This window comes from Ilumatobacter coccineus YM16-304 (assembly GCF_000348785.1).
Lineage (GTDB): Bacteria > Actinomycetota > Acidimicrobiia > Acidimicrobiales > Ilumatobacteraceae > Ilumatobacter_A > Ilumatobacter_A coccineus.
The window spans coordinates 1,450,537-1,470,565 of the sequence record NC_020520.1; the positions used below are offsets into that span (position 1 = coordinate 1,450,537).

At 67.7% G+C, this 20,029-nt stretch carries 18 protein-coding genes and 1 pseudogene; 16 read left to right on the forward strand and 3 right to left on the reverse strand.

The features are described 5' to 3' along the window. The 6 genes from YM304_RS06510 to YM304_RS06535 all read left to right on the forward strand — a co-directional run bounded on the left by YM304_RS06510 (position 1) and on the right by YM304_RS06535 (position 6,825). Positions 1-918, forward strand: a complete 918-nt coding sequence (locus YM304_RS06510; RefSeq protein ID WP_015440861.1) for a branched-chain amino acid transaminase — start codon at positions 1-3, stop codon at positions 916-918. Positions 919-1,490: 572 nt separating this feature from the next. After that, positions 1,491-3,095, forward strand: a complete 1,605-nt coding sequence (cimA, locus tag YM304_RS06515) for a citramalate synthase (RefSeq protein WP_015440863.1) — start codon at positions 1,491-1,493, stop codon at positions 3,093-3,095. A gap of 93 nt (positions 3,096-3,188) precedes the next feature. Then, positions 3,189-3,812, forward strand: a complete 624-nt coding sequence (locus YM304_RS22135; protein ID WP_015440864.1) for a TetR/AcrR family transcriptional regulator — start codon at positions 3,189-3,191, stop codon at positions 3,810-3,812. Beyond that, positions 3,809-4,432, forward strand: coding sequence for a TetR/AcrR family transcriptional regulator (locus tag YM304_RS06525; protein WP_015440865.1), 624 nt, complete (start codon positions 3,809-3,811; stop codon positions 4,430-4,432). The genes YM304_RS22135 and YM304_RS06525 overlap by 4 nt, the downstream gene beginning before the upstream one ends. A 24-nt stretch (positions 4,433-4,456) precedes the next feature. Beyond that, on the forward strand, positions 4,457-4,981 hold the full coding sequence (locus YM304_RS06530; RefSeq protein ID WP_015440866.1) for a hypothetical protein: 525 nt from the start codon (positions 4,457-4,459) through the stop codon (positions 4,979-4,981). A 65-nt stretch (positions 4,982-5,046) separates the two neighbouring features. Then, positions 5,047-6,825, forward strand: a complete 1,779-nt coding sequence (locus YM304_RS06535) for an acyl-CoA dehydrogenase (protein WP_015440867.1) — start codon at positions 5,047-5,049, stop codon at positions 6,823-6,825. Between the two features lie 18 nt (positions 6,826-6,843). Here the strand turns inward: YM304_RS06535 and hisC are convergent, their stop codons facing one another. Further along, positions 6,844-7,929: a histidinol-phosphate transaminase gene (gene hisC / locus YM304_RS06540; protein ID WP_015440868.1), complete on the reverse strand. Its 1,086-nt coding sequence runs from the start codon at positions 7,927-7,929 to the stop codon at positions 6,844-6,846. Between the two features lie 50 nt (positions 7,930-7,979). On the opposite strand from hisC, the gene YM304_RS06545 reads away from it, so the two are divergent. Next, entirely contained in the window at positions 7,980-9,935 is a 1,956-nt protein-coding gene (locus tag YM304_RS06545) for an acetoacetate--CoA ligase (RefSeq protein WP_041299131.1), read from the forward strand. A gap of 63 nt (positions 9,936-9,998) precedes the next feature. After that, on the forward strand, positions 9,999-11,189 hold the full coding sequence (dinB, locus tag YM304_RS06550) for a DNA polymerase IV (RefSeq protein ID WP_041298073.1): 1,191 nt from the start codon (positions 9,999-10,001) through the stop codon (positions 11,187-11,189). Positions 11,190-11,202: 13 nt separating this feature from the next. Here the strand turns inward: dinB and YM304_RS06555 are convergent, their stop codons facing one another. Continuing rightward, entirely contained in the window at positions 11,203-11,952 is a 750-nt protein-coding gene (locus tag YM304_RS06555; protein ID WP_083908564.1) for a VIT1/CCC1 transporter family protein, read from the reverse strand. 89 nt (positions 11,953-12,041) lie between these two features. Here YM304_RS06555 and YM304_RS06560 point away from each other — a divergent pair, with 89 nt between their 5' ends. From YM304_RS06560 to ribA, 3 genes and pseudogenes are all read left to right on the forward strand, one after another. Continuing rightward, a complete protein-coding gene (locus YM304_RS06560; protein WP_015440872.1) occupies positions 12,042-12,527 on the forward strand; it encodes a winged helix-turn-helix transcriptional regulator in 486 nt (161 codons plus the stop codon). A 29-nt stretch (positions 12,528-12,556) separates the two neighbouring features. After that, positions 12,557-14,932, forward strand: a complete 2,376-nt coding sequence (gene cofH / locus YM304_RS06565; RefSeq protein WP_015440873.1) for a 5-amino-6-(D-ribitylamino)uracil--L-tyrosine 4-hydroxyphenyl transferase CofH — start codon at positions 12,557-12,559, stop codon at positions 14,930-14,932. Positions 14,933-14,952: 20 nt separating this feature from the next. Further along, positions 14,953-15,528 (forward strand): annotated as a pseudogene (gene ribA, locus YM304_RS24630) (GTP cyclohydrolase II); the annotation flags it as partial. A gap of 13 nt (positions 15,529-15,541) precedes the next feature. Here ribA and ribD read toward each other — a convergent pair. Continuing rightward, on the reverse strand, positions 15,542-16,522 hold the full coding sequence (ribD, locus tag YM304_RS06575; RefSeq protein WP_015440875.1) for a bifunctional diaminohydroxyphosphoribosylaminopyrimidine deaminase/5-amino-6-(5-phosphoribosylamino)uracil reductase RibD: 981 nt from the start codon (positions 16,520-16,522) through the stop codon (positions 15,542-15,544). 44 nt (positions 16,523-16,566) lie between these two features. On the opposite strand from ribD, the gene YM304_RS06580 reads away from it, so the two are divergent. The 5 genes from YM304_RS06580 to YM304_RS06600 all read left to right on the forward strand — a co-directional run bounded on the left by YM304_RS06580 (position 16,567) and on the right by YM304_RS06600 (position 19,906). After that, complete coding sequence (locus YM304_RS06580) at positions 16,567-17,703, forward strand: zinc-binding dehydrogenase (RefSeq protein ID WP_015440876.1); 1,137 nt, start codon at positions 16,567-16,569, stop codon at positions 17,701-17,703. Positions 17,704-17,881: 178 nt separating this feature from the next. Then, entirely contained in the window at positions 17,882-18,532 is a 651-nt protein-coding gene (locus YM304_RS06585; RefSeq protein WP_015440877.1) for a nitroreductase, read from the forward strand. Positions 18,533-18,544: 12 nt separating this feature from the next. Continuing rightward, positions 18,545-19,228, forward strand: coding sequence for a type 1 glutamine amidotransferase (locus YM304_RS06590; protein WP_015440878.1), 684 nt, complete (start codon positions 18,545-18,547; stop codon positions 19,226-19,228). Between the two features lie 97 nt (positions 19,229-19,325). After that, on the forward strand, positions 19,326-19,559 hold the full coding sequence (locus YM304_RS06595; protein WP_015440879.1) for a DUF433 domain-containing protein: 234 nt from the start codon (positions 19,326-19,328) through the stop codon (positions 19,557-19,559). Beyond that, positions 19,556-19,906 carry a DUF5615 family PIN-like protein gene (locus YM304_RS06600; RefSeq protein WP_015440880.1) on the forward strand — a complete coding sequence of 117 codons (351 nt, stop codon included), beginning with the start codon at positions 19,556-19,558 and terminating at the stop codon, positions 19,904-19,906. Before YM304_RS06595 ends, YM304_RS06600 begins: the two co-directional genes overlap by 4 nt. Positions 19,907-20,029: the final 123 nt, after the last annotated feature.

The following is a 20,029-nucleotide window of genomic DNA, read 5'->3' on the forward strand; positions in this document are numbered from 1 at the left end:
ATGCCCATCACACCCACCGACAAGATCTGGATGAACGGCGAGCTCGTCGACTGGGACAAGGCGCAGGTCCACGTCCTCACGCACGGCCTGCACTACGGCAGTGGCGTCTTCGAAGGCATCCGTGCCTACGAGACCGCCGAGGGGCCGGCGATCTTCCGGCTCACCGAACACATCGAACGGCTCTTCAACTCGGCGAAGATCCTCGGCATGGAGATCCCGTACACGGTGCAGGAACTCATCGACGCGACCAAGGAAGTCGTGGCCGTCAACGGACTGCCGTCGTGCTACATCCGGCCGCTCGCCTATCTCGGATACGGCGAGATGGGGCTCAACACGCTGCCGTGCAAGGTCGACGTGTCGATCGCCTGCTGGCCGTGGGGCGCCTACCTCGGCGACGACGCCGTCACCAAGGGCGTGCGAATGAAGATCTCGTCGTGGACGCGCCACGACCACAACACGATGCCGCCCGCTGCCAAGACCACCGGCAACTACGTCAACTCGTCGCTCGCCAAGGTCGAAGCGCTCAAGGCCGGCTACGACGAGGCGATCATGCTCGCGCCGAACGGCCTCATCGCCGAGTGCTCGGGTGAGAACATCTTCGTGGCTCGCAAGGGTCAACTCATCACGCCGCCGCTGTCGGCCGGTGCGCTCGAAGGCATCACCCAGAACACCGTGATGACGATCGCGAAGGATCTCGGTTTCGAAGCCGTCGTCGACAACATCGCGCGCAGCGACCTGTACATCGCCGAGGAGGCCTTCGTGTGTGGCACCGCGGCCGAGGTGAGTTCGGTCAATTCGGTCGACGACCGCTCGATCCCGTGCCCCGGTCCGATGACCAAGGCCATCGCCGAGACGTACATGAACACCGTCACCGGCAAGGACGATCGCTACAAGCACTGGAACGAACTGGCCGTCTGAAAACGAGGAGAGCCCCGGCGGCGCTGCCAGACCGAGGTCGGCGCACCATTCCGGGGCTCTCAGGTGGGACGTATCCACCATCGATCGTTCTTCGGGCGTTAGCCTTCATCTCGACCTGTTCACATCGCCCGTCTCGCTTCCCCAAGGGGTCGCGCGGCGGGCGATGTCCGTTTGTCGGCACTGGTTCACGCTGACCCGGTTGCCCGTGTCGTTGCTCCTGGCGCCGACCCGAAACGTCGCTTCGTCAGCCAGTTGGGGTGGCATCGGTTGCTTCGTTTCTGGCTTCTTCGTCCCTGCTCCGACTCCGCTGCGGCTGGCGAACCAGCCGTGCGCTCTTCGGAACAAGAACCAGTCAACTCCCCACAAAAGCCCAGGTCAAGAGGTATCTCGCAAGACACAGGGTTCTCCACAGAACTTTTTGGTTCTCCCCAGGAGTACACCTGTCGTCCACCGACTGTCCACCACGTCGAGCCCACTGCACACAGGGTCGTGCACATCTTGCAAGCGTGTGATTAGCGCCGGCGGGCGTTTCGACGGTTCGGAACGGGGTCGTTTCGGGCAGACTTGACGTCATGCGACTCGTCGAAGTGTTCGACACGACCCTCCGCGACGGCCTGCAGGTCGAAGGCGTGACCGCCACGGTCGACGACAAGCTGCGGATCGCCGAGCAGCTCGACCACCTCGGTGTGCACTACATCGAAGGTGGTTGGCCCGGAGCGAATCCGAAAGACATCGAGTTCTTCGCCCGAGCGCAGACCGAGCTGTCGCTCTCGACGTCGACGTTGGTGGCCTTCGGTTCGACCCGCCGGCCACGGGGCAAGACCGACGACGACGCCACGCTTCGCAACCTGCTCGAGGCCAACACCTCGGCGGTCTGCATCGTGGCGAAGAGCGCCGAGTACCACGTGGTCGAAGCGTTGCAGACCACCCTCGACGAAGGCGCGGCGATGATCGCCGACTCCGTCGAGTTCCTCCGATCGGCCGGACGCACGGTGCTGGTCGACATGGAGCACTTCTTCGACGGCTACAAGCAGAATCCCGAGTTCTCGCTGCGGGCGATCGAGGCCGCCGTCGTCCAGGGCGCGAGTCACCTCGTGCTGTGCGACACCAACGGTGGCACGCTCCCGCACGAGGTCGCCCGGATCGTGGCCGACGTCAAGTCGCACGTGGGCGACGACGCGATCATCGGCATCCACTGTCACGACGACACCGGGTGCGCCGTGGCCAACTCGATCGCCGCGGTCGAGGCCGGGGCCGGTCACATCCAGGGCACCCTCAACGGGTTGGGTGAGCGCACCGGCAACACGAACCTCACCACCGTCATCCCGAACCTGCAGCTCAAGATGGGCTACACGTGCCTGCCCGATGGTCGCATCGAGCGGCTCACCGCCGTGAGCCATCACGTCGCCGAGACGCTCAATCGAGCGGTCGACCCGCAGGCCCCGTACGTCGGGTCGTCGGCGTTCGCCCACAAGGCGGGGCTGCACGTGTCGGCGATCGCCCGGGCCAAAGACGCCTACGAGCACGTCGCGCCCGAGGCGGTCGGCAACGGCACCCGGTTCGTGGTGTCGGAGATGGCCGGCCGAGCGACCATCCAGATGAAGGCCGACGAGATCGGCATCGACATCGACGGACAGCAGATCAACCAGGTCATCGACGACCTCAAGCGACTCGAACACGAGGGCTACCAGTTCGAAGCCGCCGACGCGTCGCTCGAGTTGCTCATGCGGCGAGCGGTCGGCTCGGTGCCCGAGTTCTTCCGCGTCGAGTCGATGCGGGTCATCACCGACGAACTGCCCGGAGGTATCGCTGGGGGAGCGTTCAGCACCGAGGCCACGGTCAAGGTGTGGGTCGGCCCCAACGGTCCCGACGGCGACGACGCCGAGCGGCACGTGTCGATCGCCGAGGGCAACGGTCCGGTCAACGCGATCGACGGTGCGCTGCGCAAGGCCATCGAGCGGGCGGTCCCGCGGGTCGCCGGTATCCACCTCACCGACTACAAGGTCCGGATCCTCGACGGCGGGAGCGCCACCGGTGCCACCACACGCGTGCTGCTGTCGGCGACCGACGGCACCCGTGACTGGACCACCATCGGCGTGAGCCCGAACATCATCGAAGCCTCGTGGCGAGCGCTCGAAGACAGCCTCGTCTACGGATTGTTGCCTCGCGAGTCCTGATCCGTCGGAGCCGCGCCCCTGGTTGTGGCGGTACTCCCGACTTTTTCTTCGTGAGGAGCCTTTTCGACCCCTCAGAAGTGTAAGGATGTTCTGATGGGAGCGATGGCAGGACACAATCAGACCGACGGGCGCACGATGCGCCGTACGCGAAATCGAGAGGCGGTCCTCGATGCCGTGCTGGCGATTTTCGACGAGGGGACCCTCGACCCGTCGATCGACGACGTCGCGATGCGCGCCGGCGTCTCGAACCGGTCGATCTATCGGTACTTCACCGATCGAGACCACCTGATCCGTACGGCGATGAGCCATTCCATGGCGCGGCTCGGCCCCGATCTGATGCTCGAGGTCAACACCAGCGACTCGTTCGACGAGCGGGTTCGCCGGTTCGTCGACCATCGGTTGTCGATCTACGACCGCACGGCATCGATCACGCGAGCGGCCAAACTGGCATCGGCGACCGAACCGCTGATCGCCGAGCAGTTCGAGATGGCGCGTTTGATGCTGCGACAGCAGTTCCTCAACCATTTCGGCCCCGAACTCGGGCCGCTTGCGCCGAACGAGCAGACCGCGGCCGTGATCGCAGCCGAGTTGCCGTTCCAGTTCGAGTCGTTCGAGTTCCTCGCCGCCTCGACCAACGGTGTCCGCGAGGAGATGCGCAATCTCCTGATCGACCAGCTCACGCTCAGCATCGGGCGCTTCCGTACGACCGTGTCGTGAACGCGACGCCTGCGGCCGCTTCCGACGGGCGGTCGCAGCGACGCGTCCGCAACCGTGACGCGGCGCTCGATTCGCTGATCGATCTCTTCGCGGCCGGGGCCGGCGTGCCGACCGTCGACGAGGTGGCCGCGCATGCCGGTCTGTCGGTTCGCTCGATCTATCGATACTTCGAGGATCGAGACGCGCTCATCCGAGCGGGCATCACCCGACTCATCGAGCACGCGGCACCACTCCTCGAGTTCACCACGCTCGGTATCGGCCCGTTCGCCGAGCGTGTCGAACGGTTCGTCGACCACCGCCTCGCCCTCTACGAGGAGTTCGGTTCGGTGGCGCTCACGGCGGCGCGCGGTGCCGCCTCCGACCCGGTCGTCGCCGAACTCTTCGAGATCGGTTCGATGATGTTGCGCCAGCAGTTCGTCGATCACTTCGACGCCGAGCTGGGTGACCTCTCGCCACTCGATCGGACCCGAGCGACCACGATCGCGACGCTCGCGTTCCAGTTCGAGGCCTTCGAGTTCCTGCACACGTCGCTGCACGGTCGCCACGATGACGTTCGTGCGGTGTTGATCGATCAGCTCACGCTCAATCTCGGTCGTTTTCGCGCTCGCTCGGCTGACTGAGCTGCAGGTCAGTAGGCTCCCGCCATGGCCGCGCCGAAGTTCAGTCCTGTCGCCCCTCGCGACGCGATTCGCTACTACGAGTCTCCCGATCACGTGCCCGACGCCTGGGTGCCGACCCGACCCGGTGACATCACCGGATTCCAGCCCAAGGGCGATCGCCTCGGCGCGCCGGGCCCCGATCAGGGGTTCGCCATCAAGATCGCCAACTCGCTGCGTCCGAAGCTGCACCTGCAGGCGGGCGAGAACGCCGACGACGTCGTTCGCGGGTGCCTCGGGGTGGCGCTGCGACGCGCTTCGATGTTCTCCCGTGCGCCCGTGGTGCACGACCTGACGATCGCGTTCACCGTGTGGGGTTTCTACGACGAGGCGCCCGCCGACGAACTGGTCGCGATTCGTTCGGCGATGTTCGAAGGACTGCGTCACGTCGGCCATCACTACACCGAGTCGCGCCAGGTGGTCGACGCCGTGCCGGCCTCGACGCTCGAGATGACCCCGGCTGCCGTCGAGCAGGCCTACCGCGCCGACTGGCGCTCGTTGCTCGCCGTCTGAACACCTGCGTGGCGTGCCACGCGACCCAGACTCGCCCCAAACGTCGAGCGGTAACCTTGACGGCGATGAGTGACTACACACCGCCCGTGGACGACATTCGATTCGTGATGAACGAGGTGGCCGACCTCGGCGACCTGCTCGCGACCGAGCGCTTCGGGCACGTCGACGCCGACACGATCCACGACATCGTCGCCGAGGTCGGGCGGTTCATGGTCGACGTCGTCGCTCCCACCAACGTCGACGGCGACCGGATCGGCGCGCAGTGGCACGACGACGGGTCGGTCACGATGCCCGAGAGCTTCCACACCGCGTTCCAGGGCTGGGTCGCCTCGGGCTTCGGTGCGATGCCGTTCGACAGCGAGTTCGGCGGCGCCGACTTCCCGTGGATCTCGGCGATCGCAGTGCAAGAGCTGTTCACCACGTCGAACATGGCGCTGTCGCTGTGCCCGCTGCTGACCCAGGGGGCCATCGACGCCATCCACGCACACGGCTCCGACGAGCAGCGGGCCACGTACCTGCCGAAGATGCTCACGTCCGAGTGGACCGGGACCATGAACCTGACCGAGCCGCACGCCGGCTCCGACGTCGGCGCGGTCACCACCAAGGCCGAGCCCAACGGTGACGGCTCGTGGAAGATCACCGGCTCCAAGATCTTCATCACCTTCGGTGAGCACGATCTGGCCGAGCAGATCATCCACCTCGTCCTCGCCCGCACCCCGGGGTCGCCTCCCGGCACCAAGGGCATCTCGATGTTCCTCGTGCCGAAGTTCGTGCTCGACGCCGACGGCAACCCTGGCGAGCGCAACGCGGCGACCTGTTCGTCGATCGAGCACAAGCTCGGCATTCACGGCTCGCCCACGTGTGTGATGCAGTTCGAGGAGGCCACCGGGTGGCTCGTCGGCAACGAACACGACGGCATGCGCAACATGTTCACGATGATGAACAACGCACGCCTCAGCGTCGGACTGCAAGGCCTGTCCGTGAGCGATCGGGCGTATCAGCGCTCGCTCCAGTACGCGCAGGATCGTGAGCAGGGTTCGGCGATCGGTGCACCGAAGGGCACGTCGAGCCCGATCATCGAGCATCCCGACGTCCGGCGCATGCTCATGACGCAGCGGGCCTGGATCGACGCGATGCGGTGTCTCGTCTACACCAACGCCGCGGCCCTCGACCGCTCCGATGCCGCCGCCGACGCCGACGAGAGTCGTGCCTGGCGCGAGCTGGCAGACCTGATGATCCCGCTGTCGAAGGGCATCTGCACCGACGTGTGCAACGAGATGACCTCGCTGGCACTGCAGATCCACGGTGGCATGGGGTTCGTCGAAGAGACGGGTGCGGCACAGCACTACCGCGATGCTCGCATCGCGGCGATCTACGAGGGAACCAACGGCATTCAGGCCGCCGACCTCGTCGGTCGCAAGCTGGCGATGCGCAACGGCGCTGTGCTCACCGAATTGCTCGACACCTTCGACCAGCGGGCTGCAACGCTCGCCGACATCGACGGGCTCGGCGGCTTCTCGACGCAGCTCAGCGCAGCGGTTGCCACCGCTCGCACGGCCACCGAGCATCTGCTCTCGATCGCCGGCACCGATCCGCGGTCGCTGCTCGGATCCTCGACCCCGTACCTGCGCCTGATCGGCACGACCGTGTGCGCCGGGCTCCTCGCCAAGGCGGCGATCGCCACGACCGACGCCGAGGGCTACGACGCCGGCTTCCTCGCGGCGAAGCGCGAGAGCGCCGCGTTCTTCGGCGAGCAGATCCTGCCGACGGTCAACGGGTTGCTCCCGGCAGTGCTCTCCACCAGCGATCGGCTGTACGCGCTCGACGCGACGCAGTTGCTCTGAGGGGTGTGCGTCGCCGCGTCAGCGGGGCGTGACGCCGCTGGCGTCGAGCGCGGCGAGCAATCGGTCGTTGCCGGCGGTGTCGGAGATGGTGACGCGGACGCCGACGTCGGGGAACGCTCGCGTCACCACGCCCTGACGTTCGAGGGCCACGCCGAGTTCGGCGGCTGCGTCGGTCACCGGGAGCCACACGAAGTTCGCCTGCGGGTCGGGCGTGGTCCAACCGCGAGTGCGGAGTGCGTCGCGGACGCGGGCGCGTTCGGCGACGACCGTGGCCACTCGCTCGCGCATCTCGTCGACCGCGGCCAGCGACGCGACCGCCGCCCGCTGGGCGAGAGCGTTGACCGCGAACGGGACGAGGGTGCGATCGATCATCGAGATGACGTCGGGATGGCCGACCGCGTAGCCCACGCGGAGTCCGGCGAGCCCGTGCGCCTTGCTGAACGTGCGGGTGATGACCAGGTTGGAGTGGTCGTCGAGCAGGCGGGTCGAGTCGGTGACGCGAGGGTCGTCGACGAACTCGTTGTAGGCCTCGTCGAGGACGACGAGACAGGTCGACGGCACGGCATCGAGGAAGGCGACGATCTCGTCGGTGCCGACGACCGTGCCGGTCGGGTTGTTGGGGTTGGTGACGAAGGCGACCTTCGTCGCAGGCGTGATCGCGGCGGCGAGGGCCGAGAGGTCGAAGGTCTCGTCGCGGAGCGGCACGCGGATCTGCTCGGCTTCGACGAGCAGGGCGAACACCGGATAGGCCTCGAACGAGGGCCAGCACATCGCGATCTCGTCGCCGGGTGAGCAGTACGACAGGCAGATCTGCTGCAGGATGCCCGCCGAACCGGCGCCGACGGTGACCTGCGCGACGTCGACGTCGAGGAACCGAGCGAGGTCGCTGCGCAGTTGTCCGGCGCCGTGGTCGGCGTAGAGGTGGATCTGTTCGATGCCGCTGCTGATGGCTCCGGCAACGGTCGGCAGCGGGCCGAACGGAAGCTCGTTGGAGGCGAGTTTGATGGCGTCGCGGATGCCGTGGTCGGCTTCGGCGGCGGCGGCGGAGCGCCCGGGCTTGTAGGCGGGGAGATCGGTGATTGCGGGTCGGGGCCTTCCGGTCATGTTCGGAGTCTGGCACCATTGCCGCGGTGAACGACGCAGCGAACGCCGAGGTGGCACGGATCATCTGGGAGCCGCCCGCCGACGCGTGGCAGGCCAGTCGGCTCGCCGACTTCGCCGCACACGTCGAGGCTGCTGGGGCGGGTCCGAGCTGTGGTGACTACGAGTCGTTGCTCGCCTGGTCACTCGACGAACCCGCCGCCTTCTGGGGCGGTGTTGCCGACTGGCTCGACATCGCGTGGCACACGCCGCCGACGAGCGTGCTGGCGTCGCGGTCGATGCCGGGGGCGCGCTGGTTTCCCGACGGCACGCTCAATCATGCCGAGGCGGCACTGCGGCAGGCGACGCTCACCCCCGAGGCGGTGGCGCTGGTCGGCGTCTCGCAGACCCGTGACCGGATCGAACTGACGTGGGCCGAGTTGCGCGACCAGGTCGCCCGTTGCCGCTCAGGTCTGATCGAACGCGGTGTCGGGCGGGGCGACCGAGTGGTGGCGTTCCTGCCGAACATCCCCGAGACGATCGTTGCGTTCCTCGCCACGGCGAGCCTCGGTGCGATCTGGTCGTCGTGCGCGCCGGAGTTCGGCGTTCGCGCCGTGACCGACCGGTGGCAGCAGATCGAACCCAGCGTGCTGCTCACGGTCGACGGCTACGTGTACGGCGACAAGGCGATCAGCCGGAGCGGCCACGTCGACGAGATCATCGCCGCGCTGCCGACGCTGCAGCACGTGGTCCGGCTGCCGTACCTCGATCCGGCGGGGGAGGACGGATGGTCGGCGCTGCTGGCGGCCCCCGAGCGCGACCTCGAGTTCGAGTCGATTCCCTTCGACCACCCGCTCTACGTGCTGTTCTCGTCGGGTACCACCGGGCTCCCGAAGCCGATCGTCCATGGCCACGGCGGCATCACGCTCGAGCACGGCAAGGCGCTCGCGTTGCACTACGACCTGCGGCCGGGTGATCGCTTCAGTTGGTTCACCACCACCGGCTGGATGATGTGGAACTTCCTCGCGTCGGCGACGTTGGTGGGAGCGACCGCCGTGTTGTTCGACGGTGATCCGGGTGCACCCGACCTGTCGACACTGTGGCGACTCGCCGCCGACGAAGACGTCGATGTGTTCGGGGTGAGCGCGCCGTTCGTCATGGCCTGCCGCAAGGCGGGGCTTCGGCCGGCTGACGATCTCGACTTGTCGCGCCTGCGCCATCTCGGGTCGACGGGGGCGCCCCTGCCGCCCGAGGGCTTCGAGTGGATCCACGCCGCCGTCGGCGAGCACGTCCAGATCGGCTCGATGAGCGGTGGCACCGACGTGTGCAGCGCGTTCGTCGGCACCGCTCCGACCCTGCCGACGCGCACGGGCGAGATCTCGTCGTGCATGCTGGGCTGCGACGTGCAGGCCGTCCGCCCCGACGGGTCGCGTTGCGATCCGGGCGAGACCGGCGAACTGGTCATCGTGCAGCCGATGCCGTCGATGCCGGTGGGCTTCTGGGGCGACGACGGATCGCGATACCGCGATGCGTACTTCGCCGAGTTCCCGGGGGTGTGGCATCACGGCGACTGGATCACGTTCGACGAGCGCGGCAGTTGCGTGATCACCGGTCGCTCCGACGCCACGCTCAACCGCGGGGGAGTGCGGCTCGGAACGAGTGACTTCTACACGGTGGTCGAGGGGTTCGCCGAGGTGGCCGACTCGCTCGTCGTGCATCTCGACGACGACGAGGGCGGGCCGGGGGAGCTGATCCTGCTGCTCCAGTTGGCGGCTGCGGCGACGTTCGACGACGATCTGCGCGCGGCCATCGAGCGGTCGCTGCGTACCGAGCTGAGCCCGCGCCACGTGCCCGACGTGATCGACGTCGTGCCCGCGGTGCCGCGCACGCTGTCGGGCAAGAAGCTGGAAGTGCCCGTGAAGCGGATGCTCTCGGGCGTGGCAGCCGACGACGCCGCGAGTCGAGACTCGCTCGCCGACCCGTCGAGCCTCGACGGCGTCGCCGCTTGGATCGCTCAGCGCCGCAGCTGAGCTCTTGCGCATCCGGTGCGCGACTGCGAACATGTGTTCGTGACGAGCGTGGGGAGCAGGGCTGTGGTGGGGGAGGCGACGATCCTCCATGCCGACCTCGACTCGTTCTATGCGTCGGTCGAGGTGCGCGACGACCCGTCGCTCCGCGGCCGGCCGGTGGTGGCCGGGATGGGCGTCGTGCTCGCGGCGACCTACGAAGCGAAGCGCTTCGGCGTGCGGACGGCGATGCCCGAGGCGATGGCGCGACGCCTGTGTCCCGATCTCGTCGTCGTTCCAGCGCGGTTCGGTGAGTACAGCGCGGCCAGCAAGGCGGTGTTCGAGATCTTCCACGACGTGTCGCCGATCGTCGAGGGCATCTCGATCGACGAGGCGTTCATCGACGTGTCGGGCCTGCGTCGCATCGCCGGGTCGCCCACCGAGATCGCCGTGGCGCTGCGCGCCCGGGTGCGCGACGAGGTCGGCCTGCCGATCACCGTGGGGGTCGCCCGCACCAAGTTCCTCGCCAAGGTCGCGAGCGGAGTCGGCAAGCCCGACGGATTGCTCGTGGTGGCGCCCGATCGAGAACTCGAGTTTCTGCATCCGCTCGCGGTCGACAGGTTGTGGGGTGTGGGGCGGGTCACCGCCGCCAAGCTCGAAGCGCGTGGCATCTTCACCGTGGGCGATGTCGCCGGGCTCGACGCGGCGGCGCTCACGGCGATCGTCGGGAAGGCCGGTGGCCGGCAGTTGCATGCGCTGGCGCACAACGTCGACGTGCGTCGTGTCGAGGTCGGCAAGCGGCGCGGGTCGATCGGCTCGCAGCAGGCGATGCGACGTCAGCGCCGCACTCGGGCGGATCTCGATGTGATCCTGCGCGGTCTCGTCGACCGAGTGACGCGGCGCATGCGTGCGGCCGACCGCGTGGGCCGCACCGTGACGCTTCGTTTCCGCTTCGACGACTTCACGCGCGCCACCAGGTCGGCCTCGCTGCCGTCGCCGACCGCCGCCACCGCGCCGCTGTACGCGACCGGCTCGGCGCTGCTCGACGCGAACTGGGGGATGCTCGACGAGAAGGGGTTGACCCTGCTCGGGCTGTCGATCGGCAACCTCGACGGTGTCGACGCGGTGCAGTTGGCGTTGCCGTTCGAACGGGCCGAGGCCGATCAGCTCGACGACGCACTCGACGCGGTGCGCGACCGCTTCGGCGCCGCCAGCCTGACGCGGGCGGTGACGCTGGGCCACGACGCCGATTTCGGGGTGCCGATGCTCCCCGACTGAGCGCTCGTCGCCGCTAGACGACCTCGCCGAGCCAGGTGCCGATGAGCCAGGTGGCCGTGCATGCGGCCACCGCCCAACCGACCTGGCGGGCGGCGGTGCGGACCTTCGAACGCTCGGTGAAGGTGGCCAGTGCGATGCCGACGCCCGTTGCCGCGACGAGGCCCAGCAGGGCGGAGGCGATGACGGCTCCGTTGCCCTCGGCGAAGAACCACGGGAACAGGGGGATCAGCGCGCCGACCGCGAAGGCGATGAACGAGCTGATCGCCGCGGCGGTCGGGTTGCCGGTCTCGTCGGGGTCGACGCCGAGTTCTTCGCGGGCGTGGACCTCGAGTGCGACCTCCGGGTCTTCCATGACGGCTTCGGCCATCGTGTGTGCCTGGTCGGCATCGAGGCCGCGGTGCTGGTAGATCGCAGCGAGTTCGTTCGTTTCGGCGGCCGGTTGCTGCTCGAGTGAGATGCGCTCGATCTTGAGTTCGCGCTCGATGAGTTCGGCCTGGGCCTTCATCGATACGTACTCGCCCGCTGCCATGGATGCGGCGCCCGCGAGGAGACCCGCTGCCCCGGCCACGAGCACGCTCTCGCGCTCGGCTGCTGCGGCGGCGACGCCCAGGATCAGCGCCACGTTCGACACGAGGCCGTCGCTGACGCCGAAGACCGCAGCGCGGGCCGTGCCGCCGGTGACGTCGCGGTGGCGGTGCACCATGTACGGCTGGCGGTGGGAGTGGCTGTGGTCGTGATCGTGCTCGATCGCCCCGTCGGACATGGCCGACACGGTACAGCCCGCCGTGTGATGAGCCCTGGGGGAGTCGGTTCGTTTTTCTCACCGACTTGGTTCTGATTCCGAACTCACCTATGGTGGTGGCCGTGAGCGACGCCATCGAGACCAGCGACGAGGCCCAGGCGGCCCCGACCTGCTCGATCCAGGCGAGCCTCGACATCCTCGGTGATCGGTGGACGATCCTGATCCTGCGAGACGCGTTCCGAGGGGTTCGGCGATTCGACGACTTCCGCAAGGATCTCGACATCGCCCGCCCGGTGCTCACCGATCGGCTCAAGCGGTTGGTCGAGCGCGGTGTGCTCGCCCGGCATCTCTACTGCGAGCGCCCGCCGCGCTACGAGTACCGCCTCACCGAGATGGGCATGGCGCTGTCGCCGGCGCTCGTGGCGCTGATGCGCTGGGGCGATCAGTGGCTGTCGGCCGACGGCGCACCGACCGTGCTCGTCCACGACACCTGCGGACAACCGATCGACCAGCAGTTCGTCTGCTGGCACTGCGACGAGACCTTCACGCCACACGACATCGCCAGCCGACCCGGCCCTGGCGCGATCGCACACTGAATCCAACTTCGAGCGCACGGGGAGCACTCATGACCACCGACCACACACCTGACCATCCGCTGCTCGGCGAGTCGCTCGCCGACCTGATGGCGCTCGCAACGGCTCGCCGTGACGAGACCTTCGGAACTCGCATCACGTACAGCCCGAAGGTCTTCATCCCGTTGACGTTCCTGTGCAACGACTCGTGCGGCTACTGCACCTTCGCGCAGCCGCCGGCGCGGGTCGAGAAGCCGTACCTCGACCCCGAAGACGTGCTCAAGATCGCCAAGCAGGGCGCTCGCAACGGGTGCCACGAAGCGTTGTTCACGCTCGGCGAGCGGCCCGAAGACCGCTACGAGGTGGCTCGCGAGTGGCTGCGCGAGCGGGGCTACGACTCGACGGTGCACTACGTCGCCGCCATGGCCGAACTGGTGCTGCGCGAGACCGGTCTGCTGCCGCACGCCAACGCCGGGGCGCTGTCGCTCGACGAGTTGGCGCAACTCCGGCCGGTCAGCCCGAGCCAGGGGATGATGATCGAGTCGATCGCTCCCGACCTCGAAGCGCATCGGGGCGCGCCCGACAAGGTGCCGGCTCGTCGCCTCGCCACCCTCGACGCCGCCGGTGAGCTGCAGATCCCGTTCACCACGGGGATCCTGATCGGCATCGGTGACACACGGGCCGACCAGTTGGCGGGCCTCGAAGCCATCGCCGCCAGTCACCAGCAGCACGGCCATGTGCAGGAAGTGATCGTGCAGAACTTCCTGCCGAAGCTGCGCACCGCCATGAAGGGCGTGCGCGCCTGCCCGAGCGACGACTACCTGTGGATCCTGGCGGCTGCTCGCCTGATCCTGCCGCCCGAGGTCCACCTCCAGGCGCCGCCGAATCTGTCCGACGATTTCGGTGCGCTGCTCGATGCAGGCATCGACGACTGGGGCGGCGTCTCGCCGGTCACGGCCGATCACGTCAACCCCGAACGCCCGTGGCCCGACCTCGATCGGTTGCGCGAGGTGACCGAGGCACGTGGGCACACGTTGGCGCCCCGCCTCACCGTGTACCCGGAGTTCGTCCGCGATCGTGAGCGCTGGCTCGACCCGGCGCTGCACTTCCCGGTGATCGACCGCGCCGACTCCGAATGGTTGGGCCGCGACGACCCGGGCCAGATCTGGCCCGAGAAGACCACGGCCGCCGACACCGTCGCCGACGGCGCCGAGTTCGTGCTCGTGGGCCATCGCTCGACCACCTGGTACTCCGGTGCCGACAGCGCTCCGCCCACCCTCGTTCCCGCCGAACCGAAGCCGATCCGCGGAGCCGTGGCCGAAGTGCTCGATGGCATCGCCGACGGGCAAGAACCCGACGTCGACCAGATCGAGACGCTGTTCCACGCTCGCGGCCCCGAAGTGGTGGCCGTGGCTGCGGCAGCCGACGAGATGCGCCGCGAGTTGGTCGGCGACACGTTGACCTGGGTCAACAACCGCAACATCAACTACACCAACGTGTGCACGTTCAAGTGCAAGTTCTGCGGCTTCTCCAAGGGCCCGCTGTCGCTCAACCTGCGTGGCACGCCGTACCTGCTGACCCTCGACGACATCGCCCAGCGGGCGAAGGAAGGGTGGGACCTCGGCGCCACCGAGGTCACGCTGCAGGGCGGGATCCATCCCGACTTCGACGGCGACTACTACATCGACGTCACACGGGCCGTGAAGGACGCGGTCCCCGACATGCACGTTCACGGCTTCACCGCGCTCGAGGTGACCGAGGGTGCCAAGCGGCTCGGCGAAGACCTGCAGACCTACCTCCTGCGGCTGAAGGAAGCCGGTCTCGCCTCGCTGCCCGGCACCGCCGCCGAGATCCTCGACGACGAGGTCCGCGCCATCCTCTGCCCCGACAAGGTCAACACCGAAGAGTGGCTCGAAGCGCACCGGGCTGCTCATGCGGTCGGGCTGCACTCCAACGTCACGATGATGTACGGCGCCGTCGAAGAGCCGATCCACTGGGCGCGGCACCTCGTCAAGACGCGCGATCTGCAGAAGGAGAACGTGAAGCTCGGCCAGGTCGGGTTCACCGAGTTCGTCGGTCTGCCGTTCGTGCACATGGCGTCGCCGATCTACCTGCAGCGTCGAGCCCGCCGTGGCCCGACGTTCCGCGAGAACCTGATGATCCACTCGATCGCCCGCCTCGCCTATGGCGAGTTGATCCCGAACATCCAGGCCAGCTGGGTGAAGGTCGGCCTCGTCGGCACGTCGCAGATGATCAACGCCGGTTGCAACGACCTCGGCGGCACGCTGATGGACGAGAATATCTCGCGGGCCGCCGGCGCCAGCCACGGCCAGTCGATGACGATCCAGAGCTTCCACGACTTCGCCGAGTCGGTCGGTCGCCCGATCGAGCAGCGCACCACCAGCTACGGCCGGGTGGAGGCGGTGTGACCGCCACCTCCACGCCGCTCGTCGAACGCGTCGGCGATGCTCGGCTGCCGACGGCACATGGCGACTTCCGAATCGTGTCGTATCGGGCCGTCGACGGTCACGAGCACGTGGCCATCGTCGAAGGTGATCCCGCCGGGCGCGGCGTGCTCGGCAGGCTGCACAGCGAGTGTCTCACCGGCGATGTGCTCGGCTCGCGCAAGTGCGACTGCGGCGATCAACTCGCACATGCGCTCGACGAGATCAGCAACGCGGGTCGTGGCGTGGTCGTGTACTTGCGGGGCCACGAAGGTCGCGGCATCGGCTTGGCCAACAAGATCAAGGCGTACGAACTCCAAGACGCCGGGCTCGACACGGTCGACGCCAACACCGCACAGGGGCTGCCCGTCGACGCTCGCCAGTACGACGTGGCGGCGGCGATCCTCGTCGACCTCGGCGTCGAATCGGTGCGGCTCATGTCGAACAACCCCGCCAAGGCGGCGGGACTCGTCGAGCACGGCGTGGCCGTCGACGAGTTGGTGCCGGTGATCGTGCCGCTCCACCCCGAGAGCGAGGCGTACCTGCGCACCAAGGGCGAGCGGCTCGGCCACGTTCTCTGAACGGGCGGCGCTGTCAGTCGAGGACGATGTCGAGGCGGACGTCGCGGCCCACCTGGCGGACGCCGACGAAGCGCCCGCGACGCAGATCAGCCATCGTCGGCGCTCCCGATCCGACGAACACCGGATGCCCGTCGTCGCCGCCGAACATCGCCGGTGCGACGTAGATCGCGAACTGGTCGATGAGCCCCTCGGCGTAGAACTGGGCGATCGTGCTCGATCCGCCTTCGACCATCAACTGCAGCACCCCTTCGCCACCCAGGTGGTCGAGGAGGTCGCCGAGCTCACCACGCCACTCGAGGCACGGATGAACCTTCGCGCCGACCGGAGCCGAGCCCAGCACGACGCGCTGCGGGCTCGGGCCCTCGACGAAGCGAGTCGTGAGCGACGGATCGTCGGCGCGAATCGTGCCCGCCCCCACCAGGATCGCCTGGCTCTCGGCGCGCAACGTGTGTGAATCGGTGCGAGCCGGCTCGTCGGTGATCCACTGACTCGACAGATCGGGCGCCGCCGTACGACCGTCGGCCGTCATGGCGATCTTGACCAGCACGTACGGGCGACCCGTCCGGCGGTGGTGCAGATACGGGGCGAGCTGCGCAGTGATCTCGTCGGCGCAGACCCCGACCTCCACGTCGATGCCCGCGTCGCGCAACCGCTGGATTCCGCACCCTGCGACCTGCTCGTCAGGGTCCTGGATGCCGACGAGCACTCGACGGATCCCCGCCTCGATGATCGCTTCGGCGCACGGGCCTGTTCGGCCGGTGTGGTTGCACGGCTCCAACGTCGTGGCCAGAACGGCACCGCGCACGTCGCCGGCCGCCGCGATCGCGTTGACCTCGGCATGCGGCCCACCCGGAGGGCTCGTGGCGCCCGTGTGCACCTCGCCGTCGGGCGTGAGCACGGCAGCGCCGACCCAGGGGTTGGGCGCGGTCGACGCGCGAACGGCCGCCGCGGCCCCGATTGCGTGGTGCATCAACTCGACGTCGGTGGTGGACACCCCCTCATGATGGCCCATCCGCCGCGATCGGCAAAGATGAACGCATGTCCAACGACTCCACCGCTGTCCCCTCGACCACCAGAGAGCTTCGATCCACCGTGACCGACGACGGTGCTGTCACGCTCGCCGTCTCCGAAGCCGAGGTCGCCGCACCCGGCCCCGACGAGGTCGTCGTGCGCATTCAGGCCGCACCGATCAACCCGTCCGACCTCGGCATGCTGTTCGCCGGCGCCGACATGTCGACGGCAACCGCATCCGGAACGGCCGAGCTTCCGGCCGTCACCGCCACGATTCCGAGCGGCACCGCCGGCCTCGGCGGTCGCGTCGGCATCCCGATGCCGACCGGCAACGAGGGTGGCGGCACCGTCGTCGCCGCCGGTGAGTCCGAGGCGGCGCAGGCGCTGCTCGGCAAGGTCGTCGGCTTCATCTCGGGCAGCTCGTACGCCGAGTACCGCACCCTCAACGTCGCCAGTTGCCTGCCGATGCACGACGGCACCGACCCCGAAGACGCCGCCGCCTGCTTCGTCAACCCGCTCACCGCACTCGGCATGGTCGAGACGATGCGCGCCGAAGGCCACACCGGGCTCGTCCACACCGTCGGCGCCTCCAACCTCGGCCAGATGCTCAACCGGATCTGCCTCGCCGACGACGTCCCGCTCGTCAACATCGTCCGCAAAGCCGCCCACGTCGAACTGTTGACGGGCCAGGGAGCAAAGCACGTCGTCGACTCCAGTGCCGACAGCTTCAACGACGACCTCGTCGACGCGCTCCGCGCCACCGGCGCCACCATCGCCTTCGACGCGATCGGCGGCGGCGAACTCGCCGGGACGATCCTCGCCGCGATGGAGAAGGTCGCCAGCGAAGGAGACGAGTTCAGCCGCTACGGATCCGACACCCACAAGCAGGTCTACATCTACGGCGGGCTCGACCGCAGCCCCACCACGCTCAACCGCAACTTCGGCATGTCGTGGTCTATCGGCGGCTGGCTGCTCACCCCGTTCCTCATGAAGGCCGGCCAGGCCAAGTCCGACGAACTCCGCACGCGCGTCGCCGACGAGATCACCACCACCTTCGCCAGCCAGTACGGCATGCGCCTCACCCTCGACGACGCCGTCGACCCCGAACAAGCCAAGCGCTACGCCAAGATGGCCACCGGCGACAAAGCCCTCATCACGCCGTAACGCTTTTCGACGCCCGCTGGCACGTGCGACTGCGATCGGGAGGTGCGAGCGTCGAGCCATGCTTGGTCGCTGGCGCTCCCGGCGCGGGCGTTCGGGGCGGTCGTGTGGTGCGAGGGACGGGGAGTGTTCGGCTCTGCGGATTGGTGAGTGGGGGAGGCCATTCGCAAGACTCGTCGACATGAACGTCACCGAAGCTGTCAACCGTCGTAAGTCGATCCGAGCGTTCACCGACGAACCCGTCAGCGACGACACGCTGCGCACCCTGCTCAGCACGGCGTCACGCTCACCGTCGGGCGGCAACGTGCAGCCATGGCGCATCTACGTGGTCAACGGCGAGTCGATGACCCGGTTCCGCGACTTCATCTCCCAACGTCAGCCCGGCGCGCCCGCGTACGACATCTACCCACCGAGCCTGCACGAGCCGTACCGGTCGTCCCGGTTCAAGATCGGCGAGCAGATGTACGCGTCCATCGGCATCGAGCGCGACGACAAGGCCGGCCGCCTCGGCCAGTTCGCGAAGAACCTCGACTTCTTCGGAGCTCCCGCCGCGTTCTTCTGTTTCATCGACCGCAAGATGGGCCCGCCGCAGTGGTCCGACCTCGGCATGTTCCTGCAGACGTTCATGCTGCTCGCCCAGGAAGCCGGACTCGACACCTGTGCCCAGGAAGCGTGGGCTGTTCACGAAGAAGCGGTGAGCGAGTTCGTCGGCGCGCCGGACGAAGAGCGGATCTTCTGCGGCATGGCGATCGGCAAGGCCGACACCGACCATCCCATCAACAGCGTCGAGTCCGAGCGCGAACCGCTCGACGTGTTCGCCAAGTTCGTCTAGAACTGCTGCTACATGATCGTCTTCGTCGACTACGAGCACGCCGAGGGCCATGCCAGCTCGTGGGGCGAGAAGATGCTCGCTGCACGCGCCCGCATCACGTACCGGCTCGAAGACCTGTCGGGCGACAACTGCATGCTCGTCCGCTACGACCACGTCACCCCCGAGCTCCTCGATCGCCTCGATGCTCGAGCGGTGTTCATCAGCGGCAACGGCACCGACCCGTCGCGCTACGACCCGGCGAGCCTCGAACCGCTCGCCGAGATCGTCCGCAGTGGTCGGCGTCCGATCTTCGGGTTCTGTGGCGGCTTCCAGTTTCTCGCCGATGCGCTCGGTGCCGAAGTGTCGCCGCTCGACGTCGCCGCCGACTCGCCCGACGCCGAGCGGTTGCGCCCGTTTCCCGACGGCCGTCTCGGCGAGATCGGTTACGGGCCGGTCGAGCTCCTCGCCGACCATCCGCTGCTCGCCGGTCTCGACGCCGAGCCGATCATGCGCCACGCTCACTACCTCGAGGTGAAACAGCCGCCGGCCGGCTTCGATCTCCTCGCGTCCACGTCGATCACGAAGGTGCAGATGGCGGTGAACGAGCAGCGACGAATCGTCGGCACCCAGTTCCACCCCGAGTACTGGACTGACGAGCACCCCGACGGCGAGCAACTGATCCGCAACTTCCTCACCTGGGCCGACCTCACCCGCTGACGGTCGACGTCACGCCGGTCTGAGGCGGGCCCGGGATGGATTGAGCGAACTCGTCGCCTCAAGCTCACGGTGAGAAGGCGAATGATATGTTTCGGGTGTGAGCTTGTTGGAACGGATCACCGTCGACCCTGACGTCTGTCATGGCGCTCCGACAGTTCGCGGTTTGCGTTACCCGGTCGAGATGCTCGTTGGGCTGTTGGCGTCGGGGATGAGCGTCGATGAGGTGCTTGCTGACTACGCCGATCTCGAGCGCAACGACGTCCTCGCTGCGTTGGAGTACGCGGCGCTTGTCACCCGCACACGGTCATCGGTTCCGATCTCGGCTGCGTGAAGCTCCTCGTCGACGCACAATTGCCGGTTCGTCTCGCTGAGTTGCTCGGCGACATGGGCCACGACGTCATCCACACTTCCTCGTTGCCGCTCGGCAACCGGACGCCTGATTCCGTGATTTCGTCGTTCGCTGATGGCGAGAGACGGATCGTGATCACCAAGGACCAGGACTTCGTCGACGGGCATCTGCTCGCCGAGTCGCCAGCGAAGCTTCTGCTGGTTTCAACCGGGAACATTCAGAATGATGACTTGCTCGCTCTGTTCGTGGTGACGGAACAGTCGATAGCGAAAGCGTTCGAGCAGGCCGACTTCGTCGAGATCAACCGTGACACGATCACGACTCACTGAGCGACGAACCAGGCGGCCACGAGTATCGGTTACCTCAACAACCGCCACTACGACCCGGCTGTCGGAGATCTGAATCTCTGGCGGGCGGCGGGGTTCTCGTAACTGTGTAGCACCCCTTCGTCA